A 16,857-nucleotide genomic window follows, 5' to 3' on the forward strand; every position below is an offset into this window, starting at 1 on the left:
CAGCAGCCTAATGCGTGCTCATTCGGCGCCGCGGGGACGGTTGTCCGGGGAAACGTCATCCCCGCCGTCGTCGACGACGAAGTGTTCTTCGGGGTCGAACTCGACCGCCGGGGCCACGTCGTCGTCCGTCGCCACGACAGGTTCGGATTCGGGCTCGACCTCGACCGGGGCCGTCACCGGGTCGGCATCGACGATCTCGGCATCGATGATCTCGGTGTCGGCGTCCACGAAGTCCTCGCCGGCGTCGGGTGCGGGTTCGGCGCTGACCGTCGCCGCCCGCACCCGCGGTTGCAGACCCCCCGACATCACCACGGTGAGTCCGCCGATACCGGCGAACCACAGGAACACCGCGGGGCCGAAGGTGGTCTGGTCGACGCCGACGTTGCCGAAGTTACCGAGCTCGCCACCGCCGGCCAAGCCCAGCAGGGCCATCGCGAGAGCCGCTGCACCTGCGGCGGCCACCAGCTTCGCTGTCGCCTGCAGAGCGGGCAGCGGACGCCGCGCGCACTGTTGGCCCAGTGCCACCGCGGCCACCGCGGCCACGATCAGCAACGCCACCCACACCGGCCCCAACGGCGGCGTCGGGGCCGCTGCCAGCACCGGCAGCGCAGGTACCTCACCGCCGAAGACGGTGAACGCGCTGAACGTCGCCAATCCGACGTGGGCGCTGGAGCCGACCGCGACCGCGGCGGCCCCGACCATCACGTTGGGCACGTAGAGCACGCTCAGCGCAGCCAGGCTGAACTGCCCGAACGCCGAATCGGTGATCGAGAACAGCTCGTGCATGGTCGACCAGTGCACGATCAGGGAACCGGCGACCACCACACCGGACAGGCCCAGCAGTGCCAACACTCCCGCTGCAGCCGCGCGCGCCGCGTCGGGCAACCAGGAGGGCAACGGCGTGGCCGCCAGCAGAGTCCGCCCGGTTCGCGTCATGACACCGACGCCGGCGCCGATTGCGTGAACGACCAACACTGCGCCGAAAGCGCGCAGCGCATCCGGGGTCTGTAGCTCGGTGAGCACCGAGGCGGCGTCGTGGATCACCGCCAGGCAGATCGCGGCGACCAGCACTGGACCGCCCAACGCCGAAGCCACCACCCAGCGGGTGACGAACCAAGAAGAACTGCTGGTCGCCGCAGCGGTGACACGCGCCGTGCCGTAGATCATCGCCAGCACGGGCAGCAACGGCATCACGCCCAACGCACTGCCCGCAATCGAGACCGGAACCAGGTGAACGCCCAGCCACATGCTGGCGATGGCGCCCAACGCGCCGGTCATGTCGCTGTTGGCGATCAGCAGCTGCAGCAGCACGACGGCAGCGATGACCACCAGCGCCACCAACGACGGGCCGAAGGCCACCCGTAACAGCTCACGCGCCTGGCGTGTCCCGGCTGGTGGACTGTTCACGGGTAGAGCCGCTCCTCGCACACGCTGGGTGGCGCGACCTTCGCGCACGCGCGGCTCAGACTACGACGACGACTGACCCGACTGCGAGGATGACGACGGCGGGTTTTGCGTGCCGGGTCCGTTCCCTGACGGCGGCTGACCATAGGTCGGGAAGCCGGTGGGCGGGGTGGGCGGGCCGGACTGCTGCGTCGAAGGCTGCGCAGACGGCGGCGACGTCGCGGGGAAGCCCCCGGTCGAAGGACCCGCTGCCGGATAGCCGCCGGGTGCGCCGTACGGAGTCGGGTACCCGGGTCGCTGCTGCTGCGGGCCACCGTGCTGTGGCTGACCGGGGGGCTGGCCGTAGTAACCGCCCGGGTAGCCGCCGTACTGCGCGCCTTGGTCGTAACGCGGCCGCGGTGCGGGCGCGTTGACGACTCCGGTAACGAACAGCAGGGCCAGCACGGCAATGCCCGCCTGCAACAGTGTGAACGCGATGACGAGGTAGAGCCCCCAGCCCACCGAGGCGTTGCTGGGCTTGTTGACCAGCTCGGCCACCACGAGCAGGAAACTCAGCACTGCGGCGACTGCGGCCAGGTTGATCAGGCTGGGCTGTCTGGGCAGCAGTCCCAGACCGGCCACCAGGGCAGCGGTCACCGACGCGATGACGGCCAGGATGAGTCCGATCGAGCTACCGGTGATCTCGCCCAGGATCGGGAACTCTGCCGACGAGACCGTGAACTGCGGGGCGAAGCTGGCCAGGTAGACGAGCAGACCGAGCACGGCCACCGCTGCGCTGAGATATCCGGGCAGCTTGCTCGCACCGGAGGCACCGACATCTTGATCGGGCACCTTGGCGAACTGCTGGGTCGGGGCGGTGAACTGGGTCGTGGGCTGCTGAGCACCCGGGTAACCGGGGCCTCCGGGCGGGCCTTGTGGGTACGACATGACCTCTCCTGTGCTGTGCGGGCGCCGCATCGGATTCAACGACGTGGTCGACTGCGATCGCGATGGACCGCCTGAGTTCGTTGAACCACGCTAGCGCACCGCCGCGGCGGTGCGTCACGCCTCGGGGACCGGCCACGCCGTCCGCGCCGTCACACGGTCGTGAGTTCTGCCGCCGAGAGCGTGCCTTTTTCCGCCTCCTCGATGTCACGGACCAACGGCAGCACCCGCGATCCGAAGTACTCGATCTCCTCCTGGAAGTGCAGGAAGCCGCCCAGAATGAGATCGACGCCGAGTTTGCGGTAGGCCGCGATGCGCTCGGCGATCTGCTCAGGTGTGCCGATCAGCTGGGTCCGGAAGCCGTCGTTGTACTGGACCAGGTCTTCGAAGCTGGAGTCGGCCCACATTCCCTTCTTGTCCGCGGTCGAGTTGCCGGCCTGCTGGACGGCGTCCCGGAATCCTTCGACGGCGGGCCGGTTCGCCTTGGCGATGATCTCCCGCAGGACTTCCTTTGCTTCTTTCTCGCTGTCTCTGGCGATGATGAAACCGTTGAGCCCGAATTTGACCTCCCGCCCGGCGCTGCGGGCATGGCTGCGCAGCTCCACGATCTGATCGGTGACCCCGTCGAAGTCCTTGCCGTTGGAGAAGTACCAGTCGGCGTGGCGCCCGCCGTTGCGCAACGCGGCGGTGGAGTTGCCACCCTGGAAGATCTCCGGGTTGGGACGTTGCGGGGTGTTGACGGGCTTGGGTTTGAGGGTGAAGTCGTGGATCCGGTAGAAGTCGCCGCGGAAATCCACCTCGTCCTCGGTCCAGATCTTGCGCAGGACCTGCAGAAACTCCGCGCTGCGGCGGTAGCGCTCATCGTGTTCGAGCCACGGCTCGCCCAGGTGGGTGAACTCGTCCTTGAACCAGCCGCTGACGACGTTGACGGCGAAGCGGCCGCCGGAGAGCTGATCTGCGGTGGCGCCGAGCTTGGCCAGCACGCCTGGCTGCCACAGCCCGGGATGGACCGCGGCGATGACCTTGAGCCGCTGGGTGGCCAGCAACAGGGCCTGGCTGAAGCTGGTGGATTCGTGTTGGTACTCGGCGCCGTAGCTGGCCTCGTAACGCACCTGGCTCAGGGCATAGTCGAACCCGTTGTTCTCGGCGGTCTGGGCGAGCCTGACGTTGTACTCGTAGTTCCAGTCGGTGCGCTGCTCGATATCGCTGGTTACCAGCCCACCACTGACGTTGGGCACCCAGTAGGCGAACGTGACGTGGTCGGCGATGTGTTCGGTCGTCATGTCTGTGGATCGAACCCTCGCCCGGTTGCCGGGTCACGGGTATCGATCGGCGTGAGGTAAACGCGTACCCAGCCCACCGATGCGCGGCTCCGCACGAGAGACCGACCGGCCCCCACTTGCCACGACAGACTGAAACACGTTCTAATTCACCCCATGGACTACGGGTTGGTGCTGTTCACCTCAGATCGCGGGATCACGCCGGCGGCCGCAGCCAAGTTGGCCGACGACCACGGATTCACCACGTTCTACGTTCCGGAGCACACCCACATCCCGATCAAGCGCCAGGCCGCCCACCCGACCACCGGCGACGAGACACTGCCCGACGACCGCTACATGCGGACCCTGGATCCGTGGGTCTCGCTGGGCACCGCCGCTGCCGTCACCTCCCGGGTCAGGTTGTCCACCGCGGTGGCACTGCCGGTCGAACACGACCCGATCACGTTGGCCAAGTCGATCGCCACGCTCGACCACCTATCTGGGGGCCGGGTGTCGCTCGGTGTCGGATTCGGCTGGAACACCGATGAACTGGCTGACCACAAGGTGCCCCCGGGACGCCGTCGGACCATGCTGCGGGAATACCTGGAAGCGATGCGTGCGCTGTGGACCGAGGAAGAGGCCGAGTACGACGGCGAGTTCGTGTCCTTCGGCCCCTCGTGGGCCTGGCCCAAACCGGTGCAGTCCCACATTCCCGTCCTGGTGGGTGCCGCCGGCACCGAAAAGAACTTCAAATGGATCGCCCGCTCCGCCGACGGCTGGATCACCACGCCGCGGGACTTCGTCATCGACGAGCCGGTGAAGCTGCTGCAGGACACCTGGGCCGCCGCGGGACGCGACGGCGCCCCGCAGATCGTGGCGCTGGACTTCAAGCCCGACCCCGACAAGCTGGCCCACTGGCGCGACATCGGGGTCACCGAAGTGCTCTTCGGTCTGCCCGACAAGTCCGACTCCGAGGTCGCCGCCTATGTCGAGCGACTGGCCGGAAAGCTCAGCGCGCTCGTCTGATCGGCGTTCAGGCCAGCACCGCGCGGTTGACGTTGCCGTCGCGCGTCACCGAGATCGCCGCCGCCAACGGATCGCCGTCGGCCATCAACGCCACCAACTCCGCGTCCTCGGTGATGGCCATGAACCGGGAGCCGTCGGCGTCGAGCCGCCCGACGATGACGCCGGTACGCACCGGCCAGTCGTAACGGACCGAATAGGTCTCGACGGTGCCGCGGCCGTCGACGTGGCGAGTCACCGGCACCTTCGGCAGCGCGGCGATTTCGGCCTGCAACTGCTTGCTCCGGTCGGCCACCCATTCGGCGGGTTCAGTGGAGTACACACCTACCGAATATTTGCTCATCACACCACCATTGGCGCCCACGAGACCGAATGCCGCTGGCTTGTCACGCATCGCGGCGACGGTCTCGGCGATCCCGTGCAACGAGTAGCTGTTGCCGGGACCACCGAAGTAGGGCAGGCCGCCCGTCAACGTCAGTCCGCGCGGATCGTCTGCAGCCAAACCGAATTCGTCACAGACGGCGAACACCGGGAACGGGAAGCAGCTGTACAGGTCGAAGGTCGCGATGTCGTCGATGCCGATGCCGGCGACCCGAAGAGCTTCTGTCACAGCCTGTCTGGCCGAGACGCTGACGCCGAGCTGCTCACGGTCGAGCAGGTCCTGTTCGGTCTGGTCGGCATGCCCGCGTAGATACACCCACTTGTGTTCGGGGACCTTGAGCCGGCGCGCGGCCGCCACCGACATGACGATTGCCGCAGCGCCCTGGTTCACTGTGTCACGCGCGACGAGCAGGCGAGGGTACGGGTCGCAGATCATCCGGTTTTCGTCGGTGACGGTGACGATGTCATCGACCGACCGCTCCACCGGGGACGACGAATACGGATTCTTCGCGGCCACCGCCGAGAACGGTGCGAACAGTTCGGCCATCGCCCGGCGGTACTCGCCGACACCGAGTCCCAGCGCTGCGCGGCGCGCATTGTCGAGCAAGCCGTACTGCACGGGCGCGCCGGTCAGACCGTGCGCGACGGTGTAGTCGCTCATGTACTGCTCGAAGCCGTAGCCGCGGTCCTCGAGCTGACCACCGACGTGCTCGGTGAAATCCGGCTTGTCGGGTCTATTGGAGAAGTACTTCGCCGTCGACCCCGGCTCCGAGCCGACGATCAGCGCCACCTCGATGTCGCCGGCCGCGATGGCGCCGGCGAACTCGGTCATCAGCTTCTGCGGGCCATTGCCACCAATCGGTTCCAGCACCGCGCGGGCAGGCTCGGCGCCCACCCGCTGCGCCACCGAGCGCAGGTAGTTGTCCGAGGCGCCCAGCGGCGGGTCGGCGAACGGCGTGCAGATTTCGAACTGTCGCAGGCCGGCGAAGACCTCGATGGCCTGCGCGACCGAGGCGACCTCGGCGCCGGTGTCGGTCAGCGCGGCACGCGTCGCCTCAGCGGCAAGCTGGACCGCCGACATCCCGCGGTAGCCGTCGTCGTCTACGCGCTCGGTGAACTGGCCGACACCGACTATGACCGGCGTGCGCGGGTCGATACCCATGACAGACCTCCTGCCCACTGTTAATTCGTCAGGCTAACCGAAAACTGGAACGCGTTACACATCGGATCCCACCGAGCTGGGCCCACCTCCCCTGAGGAGACGCGAAAGCCCCCTGAAACTCGCGGGCGGTTTCAGGGGGCTTTGGCGACTTCTCGCGCAAACCCTTGCTCGGGCGCGGAGAGCTACAGGCTCTCGAAGACCTCTCGGGCCAGCCGGGCGGTCTCCGACGGCGTCTTGCCGACCTTGACCCCGGCCGCCTCCAGCGCGTCCTTCTTGGCCGATGCGGTGCCCGACGAGCCCGACACGATGGCGCCGGCGTGGCCCATGGTCTTGCCCTCCGGGGCGGTGAAGCCCGCGACGTAGCCGACCACCGGCTTGGAGACGTTGGCCTTGATGTAGTCGGCCGCCCGCTCCTCGGCGTCGCCGCCGATCTCGCCGATCATCACGATGACCTTGGTCTCGGGGTCCTTCTCGAACGCCTCGATGGCATCGATATGGGTGGTGCCGATGACCGGGTCGCCGCCGATGCCGATGGCGGTGGAGAAGCCCAGATCACGCAGCTCGTACATCATCTGGTAGGTCAGCGTGCCCGATTTCGACACCAACCCGATCGGCCCCTTACCGGTGATGTTGTTCGGCGTGATGCCCACCAGCGCCTCACCCGGGGTGATGATGCCGGGACAGTTGGGGCCGATGATGCGGGTCTTCTCGCCTTTGGCAACGTTGTAGGCCCACGCATAGGCGGTGTCCTGCACCGGAATGCCTTCGGTGATGACCACGAGCAGCGGGATCTCGGCGTCGATGGCCTCGATGATGGCATCCTTGGCGAACTTCGGCGGCACGAAGGCGATCGACACATCGGCGCCGGTCTCCTTCATCGCCTCGGCGACGCTGCCGAACACCGGCAACTCGATGTCCTTGCCGTCCTTGTCCTGATGACTGACGGTCGTGCCCGCCTTACGGGCGTTCACACCGCCGACGATCTGGGTGCCGGCCTTGAGCATCAGCTTGGTGTGCTTGGTGCCCTCGCCGCCGGTAATTCCCTGGACGATGACCTTGGAGTCCTTGTTCAGAAAGATAGACATTGGTTGCGTCCCTTACTTGTTCGCCAGCTCGGCGGCCTTGTCGGCGCCGGAGTCCATGGTGTCCGCCTGGATCACCAGCGGGTGGTTGGCCTCGGCGAGGATGCGCCGGCCCTCCTCGACGTTGTTGCCGTCCAAGCGCACGACCAGCGGCTTGTTCGCCTCGTCGCCCAGGATCTTCAGCGCGTTGACGATGCCGTTGGCGACCGCGTCGCAGGCGGTAATACCGCCGAACACGTTGACGAACACGCTCTTGACCTGCTCGTCGTTGAGGATGACGTCGAGCCCGTTGGCCATCACCTCAGCCGACGCGCCACCACCGATGTCGAGGAAGTTCGCCGGCTTGACGCCGTCGTGCTTCTCGCCGGCATAGGCCACCACGTCCAGCGTCGACATCACCAGACCGGCACCGTTACCGATGATGCCGACCTGACCGTCGAGCTTGACGTAGTTCAGGTCGTTCTCCTTGGCCTTGAGCTCCAGGGGATCGGTGGCGTCCTTGTCCTCGAACTGGGCGTGGTCGGGCTGGCGGAAGTCGGCGTTGGCGTCCAGGGTCACCTTGCCGTCGAGGGCGAGAATCTGATCATCGGGCGTACGCACCAGCGGGTTCACCTCTACCAGCGTGGCGTCCTCCTTGACGAAGACCTCCCACAACTTGGCGATGGTCACCGCCGCGGCGTCGAGCACCTCGGCGGGCAAGTGGCCCTGCTCAGCGATCTCGCGCGCGAAGGCCTCGTCCACACCCTTGGTGGCGTCAACCGGAATCCGGGCCAACCGGTCGGGCTTGGTGGCGGCGACCTCTTCGATCTCAACGCCACCCTCCACCGAGCACATGGCCAGGTAGGTGCGGTTGGCGCGATCGAGCAGGAAGGAGATGTAGTACTCCTCGGCGATGTCACTGGCCTCGGCGACCAGCAGCTTCTTGACGACGTGGCCCTTGATGTCGAGGCCCAGGATGTTCGACGCGTGCGTGAATGCGTCGTCGGGCGTGGCGGCGTACTTCACGCCGCCGGCCTTTCCGCGACCACCGGTCTTGACCTGCGCCTTGACCATCACCGGCCGGCCGATCTCCTCGGCGATCGCCTTGGCGTCCTCGGCGGAATCGGTCACCCGGCCCGGGGTGGTGGGTACGTTGTGCTTGGCGAAGAGTTCTTTCGCCTGATACTCGAAGAGGTCCATGGACTCCGAAACATTCTGTCTGTCTGCGGCTAGAAACTTGCGGCCCGACGGGCTCGTGGGGAACTGTATCCACCCGGGTGGGACCCGTTGTTACCGCCCACCGCTCATGTGGTCGATCTCACCGAGTACCCATTGGTGATTCAAGTCACATTCGGAGGGTGATCGAGCGCTCGGGTTGCCTCAAGGATTGGAATTTGGTTAACGTCCACTGGTCTTAGTAACGGTCTGATCACGACGACAAGGACTTTTCAGGTTGCCTCAGCATTGCTCGCCTCGGTCATCCGAAGCCGTCGCGGCACCTGGTCCCAGTGAGATCACCGACATCATTCCGTTCAACGAGTTCGGCCCGATCGATGATTTCTCCGATCTGGACGTGTTGCCCCACGCGGCGTTCGACCGCGAAGCGCAGGTGATGCATGCCCCTGAGCTCGACGACCTGAACGACACCGACGACCTGACGCCGTTGCACCTGGTGGTGCCCGTCGAGTTCCGCACCGATGCCCAGCACTCATCGGCCCGCGCCTACCGCGACAGCCACACCGACCTCAGCGATGGCGCCGCGAAGACCGACGTCATCGACCTGCGCGGCCGCAAGGGTGCACACCGCAAGCAGGAGGTCCCGGTCAAGGGTCGCCTGATGGTCGCCGCCATGGCCGTGGGAGCCACCGCCGCCGGTGCGTACACCGTCACCACCACCACCCCGAAAGATCCCGCCGACACGGTGTTGGCGTCCGCCGAGACCATGACCGGCGCCGCCGGCATCACCACCGGCTCGATGGACGGTGTGCAGATCGTCACGGTCGCACCGGCCGCGTCGTCGTCGGTGCACGCCGAGGAGATCACCAAAGCGGCCGCGTTCGCACAGGAGCGTGCCGAGCGTGAGGCACGGCTGGTACGTCCGCAGTACGCCATGCCGACGCGCGGCGTGTGGACCTCCGGCTTCGGTTACCGCTGGGGTGTCCTGCATGCCGGCATCGACATCGCCAACGCCATCGGCACACCGATCCTGGCCGCGGCGGACGGTGTGGTCATCGCCGCCGGCGCCGAAGGTGGTTACGGGAACGTGGTCAAGCTGCGCCACGCCGATGGCACGGTCACCCTCTACGGGCACAACAGCTCGATCCTGGTCAATGTCGGCGACCGGGTGATGGCCGGCGACCAGATCGCCAAGATGGGCAACACCGGCAATTCGACCGGACCGCACCTGCATTTCGAGGTCCACATCGGCGGCACCCGGGTCGACCCGGTCGGATGGTTGTCGAAGCGGGGGTTGACCCCCGGCAGCTACTTTGGCTGAGTGGCCCGAGACGACATCCCGTCTGCCGACGCGTCCGACTCCGACGCGCACACCCGCATTCTGCGCCGCGCACCGCGCACCACGGACGGCGAACCGCCCACCGGCATCATCCGGCGCCACCCGACCGGCGAGGTGCCGGTCCCGACCGATGATGCGCCCACCAGCCTGGTCGGATCGGTAGCCGGCGGACCGCCTGCGCCGGCCCCGGTCAGGCCTGGCGCCGCGATCGCCACCGCAGTGGTCAGCATCGTGTCGGGCTGGGCGACAGCGGTGATCGCGACAGACCTGATCACCGGCTGGTGGCGCACCGATCCGCTGTTCTGTGTCGCGATCGGGTTCCTCGCCGCGATCTCGGCTGCCGCGAGCATCAGCGGGGTCATCGCGCTGCTGCTGCGCCGTCGCACCGCACGTCTGCTGGTCATCGTGGGAGCGGTCATCGCGCTGCTCATCTTCGCCAGCCTGTTCATCGCCGGCGCAACGTTGCCGACGGCGGTCTACGCGCTTCCGTTGCTGCCGGCGGCCACCGTCGCGCTGGCGGCCTTGCCCCAGACCGGGCGTTGGGAACGGTCCTAGGTGTACTGCCCAGGCAGGTTGGTTGAGAAAGTGTGACGACGCGCTATAGCGATCGTTGATCGGCGAAGGTCTCCTGTCGTGGAGTGGAGCTGCTACCACTTCACTTCAACGAACAGGAGACCTTCGTGGTCCACGCTAACGCTGTTCTGACTCCGCGCGGGCGCTTGATGCTCGCTCGTCTGATCGTCGACGAGGGCTGGCCGATCGTTCGGGCCGCCGAGCACTTCCACGTGTCCTGGCCGACGGCCAAACGCTGGGCGGTCCGTTATCTGGAAATGGGTCCGGCGGGCATGGCAGATCGATCCAGCCGGCCCCATCACTGCCCCCATCGCACACCTTCGGCAATTGTGCGCAAGATCGTTGAGCTGCGATGGAGACATCGGCTCTCACCGCTGGCGATCGCGTCGCGACTGTCGATGGCCGCGTCTACCGTGCATGCCGTACTGGTGCGGTGCCGCCTGAACCATCTGTCACACGTCGATATTCGCACCGGCGAGATGATCCGTCGGTACGAACATGGCCAGCCCGGCGCAATGATTCACGTTGATGTCAAGAAGCTCGGCAACATCCCCTTCGGCGGCGGATGGCGCTTCGTCGGTCGCGCGCAAGGCGGGAAGAATCGACGCCTAACCCCGGGCAAGGCTCGCAGCAAGTACCACCACGAGCTGATCGGACATGCATTCGTGCACACCGTGATCGACGATCACTCACGGGTTGCTTACGCCGAGATTCACGACGATGAAACGGCCACTACAGCCGCCGCGGTATTACGACGCGCCGTGGGGTGGTTCGCCGCTCGCGGAGTCACGGTCAGTCGAGTGCTCTCCGACAATGGTGGCTGCTACCGCTCCTTCGTCTGGCGCGATACCTGCGCCGAGCTGCAGATCAAACACGTCCGCACTCGGCCCTACCGGCCGCAGACCAACGGCAAGATCGAGAGATTTCACCGCACGATGGCCAACGAATGGGCGTTTGCCCGCCACTACCGCGACGAACGCACCCGTCGCTCAGCACTGCCAGGCTGGCTACACACCTACAATCACCATCGGCAACACTCGGCGATCGGCAAGGTCCCACCCATCACCCGATTGATCAACCTGCCTGGGCAGTACACCTAGGAGTCGACGACGGCGGCGACGGCCTCGATCTCGACGAGCTGGTCGTCGTAGCCCAGCACCGTGACCCCGAGCAGCGTGCTGGGCACGTCGTGGTCGCCGAACGCGTCGCGGACGACTTCCCATGCGGTCACCAGGTCGGCCTGCTGGTCGGACGCGACGAGCACCCGGGTGCTGATCACGTCCTGCAGCGTCGCGCCGGCGTCGGCGAGCGCCCGCGTCAAGGTGTCCACACACGCCGCGGCCTGACCCGCGTGGTCGCCGACCGCTGCGGTGGTGCCGTCGTCATTGAGCGGACAGGCACCGGCCAGGAAAATCAGCCGCGCATCCGCGGGAGCAGTTGCCGCATAGGCGTACTCGGCGGCGTCGGAAAGTGTGGACGATCGGATGAGTTGGACAGCGGTCGGCATGGTTCGATCTTGGCCCGGCAGGCGACGGATTGGCTAGAGCTTTTGTATCGGGGCGTGGTTGTGCATCAGCTTCACCCGCCCGGCGCTGCCGAAGTCGATCAGCGACATGGCCGACTCGCCGGCTCCGGACACTTCCTCGACCCGGCCCAGCCCGTACTTGTCGTGGTTGACCCGGTCGCCGGGTTCGAGCACCACCATCGGGCGCTTACCCGCTGCCGAGCGTGCCGGTGACGGTCGCGGCGTGCCGTACCGGCCCGCATTGCCGACCGGCGCGGCGAACCGCGATTGCGGCGTCTCCGTGCGGCGCCAGTTGATCAGGTCTTCGGGGATCTCCCGCAGAAAGCGTGATTCCGGGTTGAGCATCGGCTGGCCCCAGGACGAGCGCACCTTCGCACGGCTGAGGTACAGACGCTGACGGGCCCGGGTGATGCCGACATAGGCCAGGCGCCGCTCCTCGGACAACTCGACGGGATCGCCGAGGGCGCGCATGTGCGGAAACATGCCGTCCTCCCACCCGGTGACGAACACGATCGGGAACTCCAGGCCCTTGGCGGTGTGCAGGGTCATCATGGTGACCACCCCGGCGCCGTGCTCGGGGATGTCGTCGGCGTCGGCGACCAGGGACACCCGCTCCAGGAACGCCGCCAGCACCCCGGTGTCGGGGACGTCTTCGTCCTGTTGCTGTGCGCCGTCCTCGTCGGCCAGGGCCCGAAGGTTGGCCAGGTCGGTGGCGAATTCGTGTGCCACCGAGACCAATTCATTGAGGTTGTCCAACCGGGCGAGGTCCTGGGCGTCGGTGGAGGACTCGAGTTCGGCGCGGTAGCCGGTACGGTCGAGCACCGCTTCGACGAGTTCGCCGAGTTCGCCGTCGAGGCCGGCCCGCAGATCGTCGAGCAGCGCGACGAAGCTCGCGATGGCCTTCTCCGAGCGGGAGTTCAGCATCGGCACCTTGCCCTCGGCAGCTGCGACGAGGGCGTCGGCGAAACTGGCGCCGGTGTTCTCGGCGTAGACCGCCACACATGCTTCGGCCCGGTCGCCGATGCCGCGGCGCGGGGTGTTGAGGATGCGCCGCATACTGACCGCGTCGCCGGGGTTGTCGAGCACCCGCAGATAGGCCACGATGTCGCGAATCTCCCTGCGTTCGTAGAACCGAACGCCGCCGACGACCTTGTAGGGAATGCCGGCGCGGATGAACACCTCCTCGATCGCGCGGGAGGAGTTGTTGGTGCGATAGAACACCGCGACGTCGTTATAGCTGAATGCGCTGCTGGAATCGGCGAGTGCGTCGATCTCCTGGGCGATGAAGCGCGCCTCGTCGTGCTCGTTCTCCGCGACATAGCCGACGATCAGTTCGCCTTCACCGGCATCGGTCCACAGCCTCTTCTCCCGCCGTCCAGCGTTGCGAGCGATGACCGCGTTGGCGGCGTTGAGAATGGTCTGCGTGGAGCGGTAGTTCTGTTCGAGCAGAATCGTGGTGGCGTTCGGGAAGTCGCGTTCGAAATCTTCGATGTTGCGGATCGTCGCCCCGCGGAAGGCGTAGATGGACTGGTCGGCGTCACCGACGACGCACAACTCGGCCGGGGCTACCGCATCGTCGGACTCGGTGGCCCCGCCTCCGACGAGCTCGCGCACCAGGACGTACTGCGCGTGGTTGGTGTCCTGGTACTCGTCGACGAGGATGTGGCGGAACCGGCGACGGTAATACTGAGCGATCTGGGGAAACGCCTGCAGCACCGCGACCGTCTCGCCGATCAGGTCGTCGAAGTCCAGCGCGTTGGACGCGCGCAGCCTGCGCTGGTACTCGCCGTACACCTCGGCGATGATGCGGGCCAGGTCATCGGCGGCCTCCGAAGCTTCCGCGGCGGCCTGCTCGGGGCCGATCAGCTCGTTCTTCAGGTTCGAGATGCCGTTGGCCAGCAGCCGGGGAGAGTGCTTCTTGGTGTCGAGCCCCAAGTCCTTGCCGATCATCAACAGCAGCCGCCGTGAATCGTCGGCGTCGTAGATCGAGAAGTTGGAGTTCAACCCCGGCAGTAGCGACGCCTGGTTGCGCAGGATGCGCACACACGAGGAGTGGAAGGTGGAGATCCACATGTTGCGAGCCCGAGGACCCACAAGTCCGGCGACTCGCTCGCGCATCTCGGCGGCGGCCTTGTTGGTGAACGTGATGGCCAGCACCTGCCCGACCCCGACCTCCCGGGCGGCCAGCAGGTAGGCGATGCGGCGGGTCAACACCGCGGTCTTGCCCGAGCCCGCGCCGGCGACGATGAGCAGCGGCGAGCCCTCGTGCAACACAGCCTGGCGCTGCTGCGGGTTGAGCCCGTCCAGGAGTTCGTCGGTGCCGGTGGCGGGGTACAGCGATGTCATATCGTTACCAACCTACCGCTGCGGTGCGACACTCTTTGCGCTGGCACGGCGGGTAGTGGCACACTCGTTGAGTGCTTTGTGCGCAGTGGCGATTTTTCTACGGGTACCGGCCTGCGGTGCCCGTGGTCTAGCTGCTTCCCCTACAGCCCCGCGGTCCGCTTCGGCGATCCGGGGCTCGTCTCTTGTGTGAGGCCCGAAGCCGGATGAGACCTTCACACAACGAGAATTCGGAGGACCGAGAGATGACGACGACGGAGACCACCCAGGTGCCCGATATCGACGAGCTGCGCAAGGAGATCGACCGCCTCGACGCGGAGATCCTCGCAGCGGTCAAGCGGCGCACCGAGGTGTCGCAGACCATCGGCAAGGCCCGCATGGCCTCCGGAGGCACCCGACTGGTGCACAGCCGCGAGATGAAGGTCATCGAGCGCTACAGCGAGCTGGGCATCGAGGGCAAGAACCTGGCGATGCTGCTGCTGCGCCTGGGCCGCGGCCGGCTCGGCTACTAGTGATTTCGGCGCGCTGAAGCACCCTCAGCGTCGTTTACCGCGCCGAAGTCACTGCTGAGGTTTGAGCGCCTCCACCAACCACGGCGTCAGCCACTTGACCGCCTCCGGGGTGGGATGCACCCCATCACTGCGCAACCGGATGCCGTCGAGTTTGGTCTGGTAGTAGCCGTTCGGGCTGAGCTTGGCGTTGAGGTCGAGCACCGCGGCATTCGGGCGCTCGGCAACAACGCTGCGCAGGAGCGAGTTCCAGGTCTCGACGCGGGTGGGCTGATCCTCGGGATACAAGCTGCCGTCCGGCTTCTCAGCGCGCCGGTTGTACGGTTCGGTCGTCGCGACGATGCGTGCTCCGGTCGAGCCCAGGATGTCGAGCGCACGGCGCAGCTCGGCGCGCAGGTAGGCGTTGTACCCCGGTTCACCGATGTGCGTCCACCTGCCTTCGTTCATCCGGTCGACGACCTCCCACCGCCCGACGACCAGCAGCACGACGTCGGGTTGGGCGTGGGCGATGCGTTGGGCCCACCGGCTGGGCCAAGCGTCGCACTCGGGCTTCTGGTTGAGCTCCTGACCGACGTATTCATAGGGTCCACCGCGGGCGATGCCGCAGCCGATCGTGGTGTAGTCGGCGAACTCCACTCCCGGGGTCTCGGGCAGGTAGCGCATCAGCGTCCATGCGATCGAGTCACCGAACACCGCGACCTGCAGGTCCCCCGGGGCCCGCTGACGCGCCGGCCGGGTGACCTCCACCGGTATCTCGGGCGCGACCAGCGCGGCTGAATTGATCAGCGGGTCCGGCGTCCTGAGTGGCGTGACCCCGGCCGGCATCACGGTCAACGTCACCACCGCCGCCGTGGCTGCGGTCGCCCCGGCCAACGGCAGCATCGGCACCAGCCGCGGGCGCCATTCCCGGATCGGTTGCTCGATCAGCCACCACGACACCGCCGCGACGGCGATGGTGGCCGCGCAGCGCAGCGCGAACAGTCGCCACCCCTCGGCGCCGGTGCGTTCACCATTGAGCACCAGGAAGATCGGCCAGTGCCACAGGTACACGCCGTAGGAGATCGCACCGAGGCCGACCAGCGGCGCCATCGACAGCACCTTGGCGACCGGACCGTCCTGCGCCAGCGCGACCGGCGCGATGATGAGTACCGCGGCCACCGCGACGATGATCAGCAATCCGCTGCGGAACTCCTGCGCGGTGCCGGTGGCAAAGCGCGCCGCCATCACCAGCATCACCAGCCCGACGACCGGAAGAGCGCGGCACAGCCAACGCGCCCACCTGGTGCGCAGTATCTCCAGGCCGGCGGTCATCCCACGCCAATCCCGGACCAGCAGCGCCGCGGCCGCGGCGCCCAACAGCAGCGCCTGCGCGCGGGTGTCGGTCCCGAAGTAGACGCGGTTGAGTGACTCCTCGGTGGTCCACCGCATGGTCGCCGCCGCCGATGCCAGGCATCCGAGGATCGCGATCGCCAGCACCGTCCGCCGCACCGCGCGGCTCGACAGTGGCACGCCGCGGCGGTAGGCGATGGCGGCCAGCGCGGCCACCACCGCGGCCAGCAACAGCGGCCACAGCACGTAGTACTGCTCTTCGACACCCAACGACCAGGTGTGCTGCAGCGGCGACGGCGGAGCGCCCTGCGAGAAGTAGTCGGTGTGTCCGGCAACGAAGACCCAGTTCGACACCCAGAACAGCGCCGCCACCGCTTCGGTGCGCAGGCCCGCGGTGGACTCGGAGGCGAACAGCTCGCGCACCAACACCACGGTCAGCACCATCACCAGCAGCGCCGGAAGCAACCGGCGAGCACGGCGAATCCAGAAGTTCCGCAGCCCGATTCGGCCGGTACGACCGATCTCGTCGAGCAACAGCGAGGTGATGAGAAACCCGCTGAGCACGAAGAAGACGTCGACGCCGAGGAACCCGCCGGAAAAGCCGGGCACCCCGCCGTGGGCCGCCAGCACCAGCGCGACGGCGACCGCCCGCACCCCGTCGAGCGCCGGAATGGCCTGGCCGGGACCGACATACTGGCGCGGCCCCACCCGGATCGGCGCCGCACTCACGGCAGTCACGTCCCGAGGCCCTCCTCGTTGTCCATCCGGCTACGAGCAAGGGAGTCTATGGCCGCGGCGACGCCGGACCCGGGAGGCGCGCGCGCCATCCGGCGAGCAGACGCGAACTCC

General features: G+C 67.1%; 14 protein-coding genes. 5 read left to right on the plus strand and 9 right to left on the minus strand.

Annotated features, from left to right (window positions below; translation table 11 throughout):
- Positions 1–18 precede the first annotated feature (18 nt).
- From KXD98_RS21125 to sfnG, 3 genes are all read right to left on the minus strand, one after another.
- Positions 19–1,407 carry a DUF6350 family protein gene (locus KXD98_RS21125; RefSeq protein ID WP_260760230.1) on the minus strand — a complete coding sequence of 463 codons (1,389 nt, stop codon included), beginning with the start codon at positions 1,405–1,407 and terminating at the stop codon, positions 19–21.
- 60 nt (positions 1,408–1,467) lie between these two features.
- The gene (locus tag KXD98_RS21130) at positions 1,468–2,331 is read right to left on the minus strand and encodes a DUF5336 domain-containing protein (RefSeq protein ID WP_260760232.1); all 864 of its coding nucleotides are present in this window, start codon (positions 2,329–2,331) and stop codon (positions 1,468–1,470) included.
- Positions 2,332–2,480: 149 nt separating this feature from the next.
- Entirely contained in the window at positions 2,481–3,611 is a 1,131-nt protein-coding gene (gene sfnG, locus KXD98_RS21135; RefSeq protein WP_260760233.1) for a dimethylsulfone monooxygenase SfnG, read from the minus strand.
- A 153-nt stretch (positions 3,612–3,764) separates the two neighbouring features.
- Here sfnG and KXD98_RS21140 point away from each other — a divergent pair, with 153 nt between their 5' ends.
- Positions 3,765–4,613: an LLM class F420-dependent oxidoreductase gene (locus tag KXD98_RS21140; RefSeq protein WP_260760234.1), complete on the plus strand. Its 849-nt coding sequence runs from the start codon at positions 3,765–3,767 to the stop codon at positions 4,611–4,613.
- A gap of 7 nt (positions 4,614–4,620) precedes the next feature.
- On the opposite strand, the gene KXD98_RS21145 is transcribed toward KXD98_RS21140, so the two are convergent.
- From KXD98_RS21145 to sucC, 3 genes are all read right to left on the minus strand, one after another.
- Positions 4,621–6,153 carry an acetyl-CoA acetyltransferase gene (locus tag KXD98_RS21145; RefSeq protein ID WP_260760235.1) on the minus strand — a complete coding sequence of 511 codons (1,533 nt, stop codon included), beginning with the start codon at positions 6,151–6,153 and terminating at the stop codon, positions 4,621–4,623.
- A 182-nt stretch (positions 6,154–6,335) separates the two neighbouring features.
- Complete coding sequence (gene sucD / locus KXD98_RS21150) at positions 6,336–7,238, minus strand: succinate--CoA ligase subunit alpha (RefSeq protein ID WP_260760236.1); 903 nt, start codon at positions 7,236–7,238, stop codon at positions 6,336–6,338.
- 12 nt (positions 7,239–7,250) lie between these two features.
- Positions 7,251–8,414: an ADP-forming succinate--CoA ligase subunit beta gene (gene sucC / locus KXD98_RS21155; RefSeq protein ID WP_260760237.1), complete on the minus strand. Its 1,164-nt coding sequence runs from the start codon at positions 8,412–8,414 to the stop codon at positions 7,251–7,253.
- A gap of 253 nt (positions 8,415–8,667) precedes the next feature.
- Between sucC and KXD98_RS21160 the strand changes: the two genes are divergently transcribed.
- From KXD98_RS21160 to KXD98_RS21170, 3 genes are all read left to right on the plus strand, one after another.
- On the plus strand, positions 8,668–9,711 hold the full coding sequence (locus KXD98_RS21160; RefSeq protein ID WP_260760238.1) for a M23 family metallopeptidase: 1,044 nt from the start codon (positions 8,668–8,670) through the stop codon (positions 9,709–9,711).
- Complete coding sequence (locus tag KXD98_RS21165) at positions 9,712–10,284, plus strand: hypothetical protein (RefSeq protein WP_260760239.1); 573 nt, start codon at positions 9,712–9,714, stop codon at positions 10,282–10,284.
- Positions 10,285–10,409: 125 nt separating this feature from the next.
- The gene (locus KXD98_RS21170) at positions 10,410–11,402 is read left to right on the plus strand and encodes an IS481 family transposase (RefSeq protein WP_260758906.1); all 993 of its coding nucleotides are present in this window, start codon (positions 10,410–10,412) and stop codon (positions 11,400–11,402) included.
- On the opposite strand, the gene KXD98_RS21175 is transcribed toward KXD98_RS21170, so the two are convergent.
- Together KXD98_RS21175 and pcrA are read right to left on the minus strand one after the other, a co-directional pair.
- A complete protein-coding gene (locus KXD98_RS21175) occupies positions 11,399–11,809 on the minus strand; it encodes a RidA family protein (RefSeq protein WP_260760240.1) in 411 nt (136 codons plus the stop codon). The two genes, KXD98_RS21170 and KXD98_RS21175, sit on opposite strands and share 4 nt — an antisense overlap.
- Before the next feature lie 33 nt (positions 11,810–11,842).
- Positions 11,843–14,173, minus strand: coding sequence for a DNA helicase PcrA (gene pcrA, locus KXD98_RS21180; RefSeq protein ID WP_260760241.1), 2,331 nt, complete (start codon positions 14,171–14,173; stop codon positions 11,843–11,845).
- A gap of 242 nt (positions 14,174–14,415) precedes the next feature.
- Between pcrA and KXD98_RS21185 the strand changes: the two genes are divergently transcribed.
- The gene (locus KXD98_RS21185) at positions 14,416–14,682 is read left to right on the plus strand and encodes a chorismate mutase (protein ID WP_260760242.1); all 267 of its coding nucleotides are present in this window, start codon (positions 14,416–14,418) and stop codon (positions 14,680–14,682) included.
- A gap of 48 nt (positions 14,683–14,730) precedes the next feature.
- Here KXD98_RS21185 and KXD98_RS21190 read toward each other — a convergent pair whose 3' ends face one another.
- Complete coding sequence (locus tag KXD98_RS21190; protein WP_260760243.1) at positions 14,731–16,746, minus strand: acyltransferase family protein; 2,016 nt, start codon at positions 16,744–16,746, stop codon at positions 14,731–14,733.
- Positions 16,747–16,857: the final 111 nt, after the last annotated feature.

It is taken from the genome of Mycobacterium sp. SMC-4 (genome assembly GCF_025263265.1).
In the GTDB taxonomy this organism is placed as follows: Bacteria; Actinomycetota; Actinomycetes; order Mycobacteriales; family Mycobacteriaceae; genus Mycobacterium.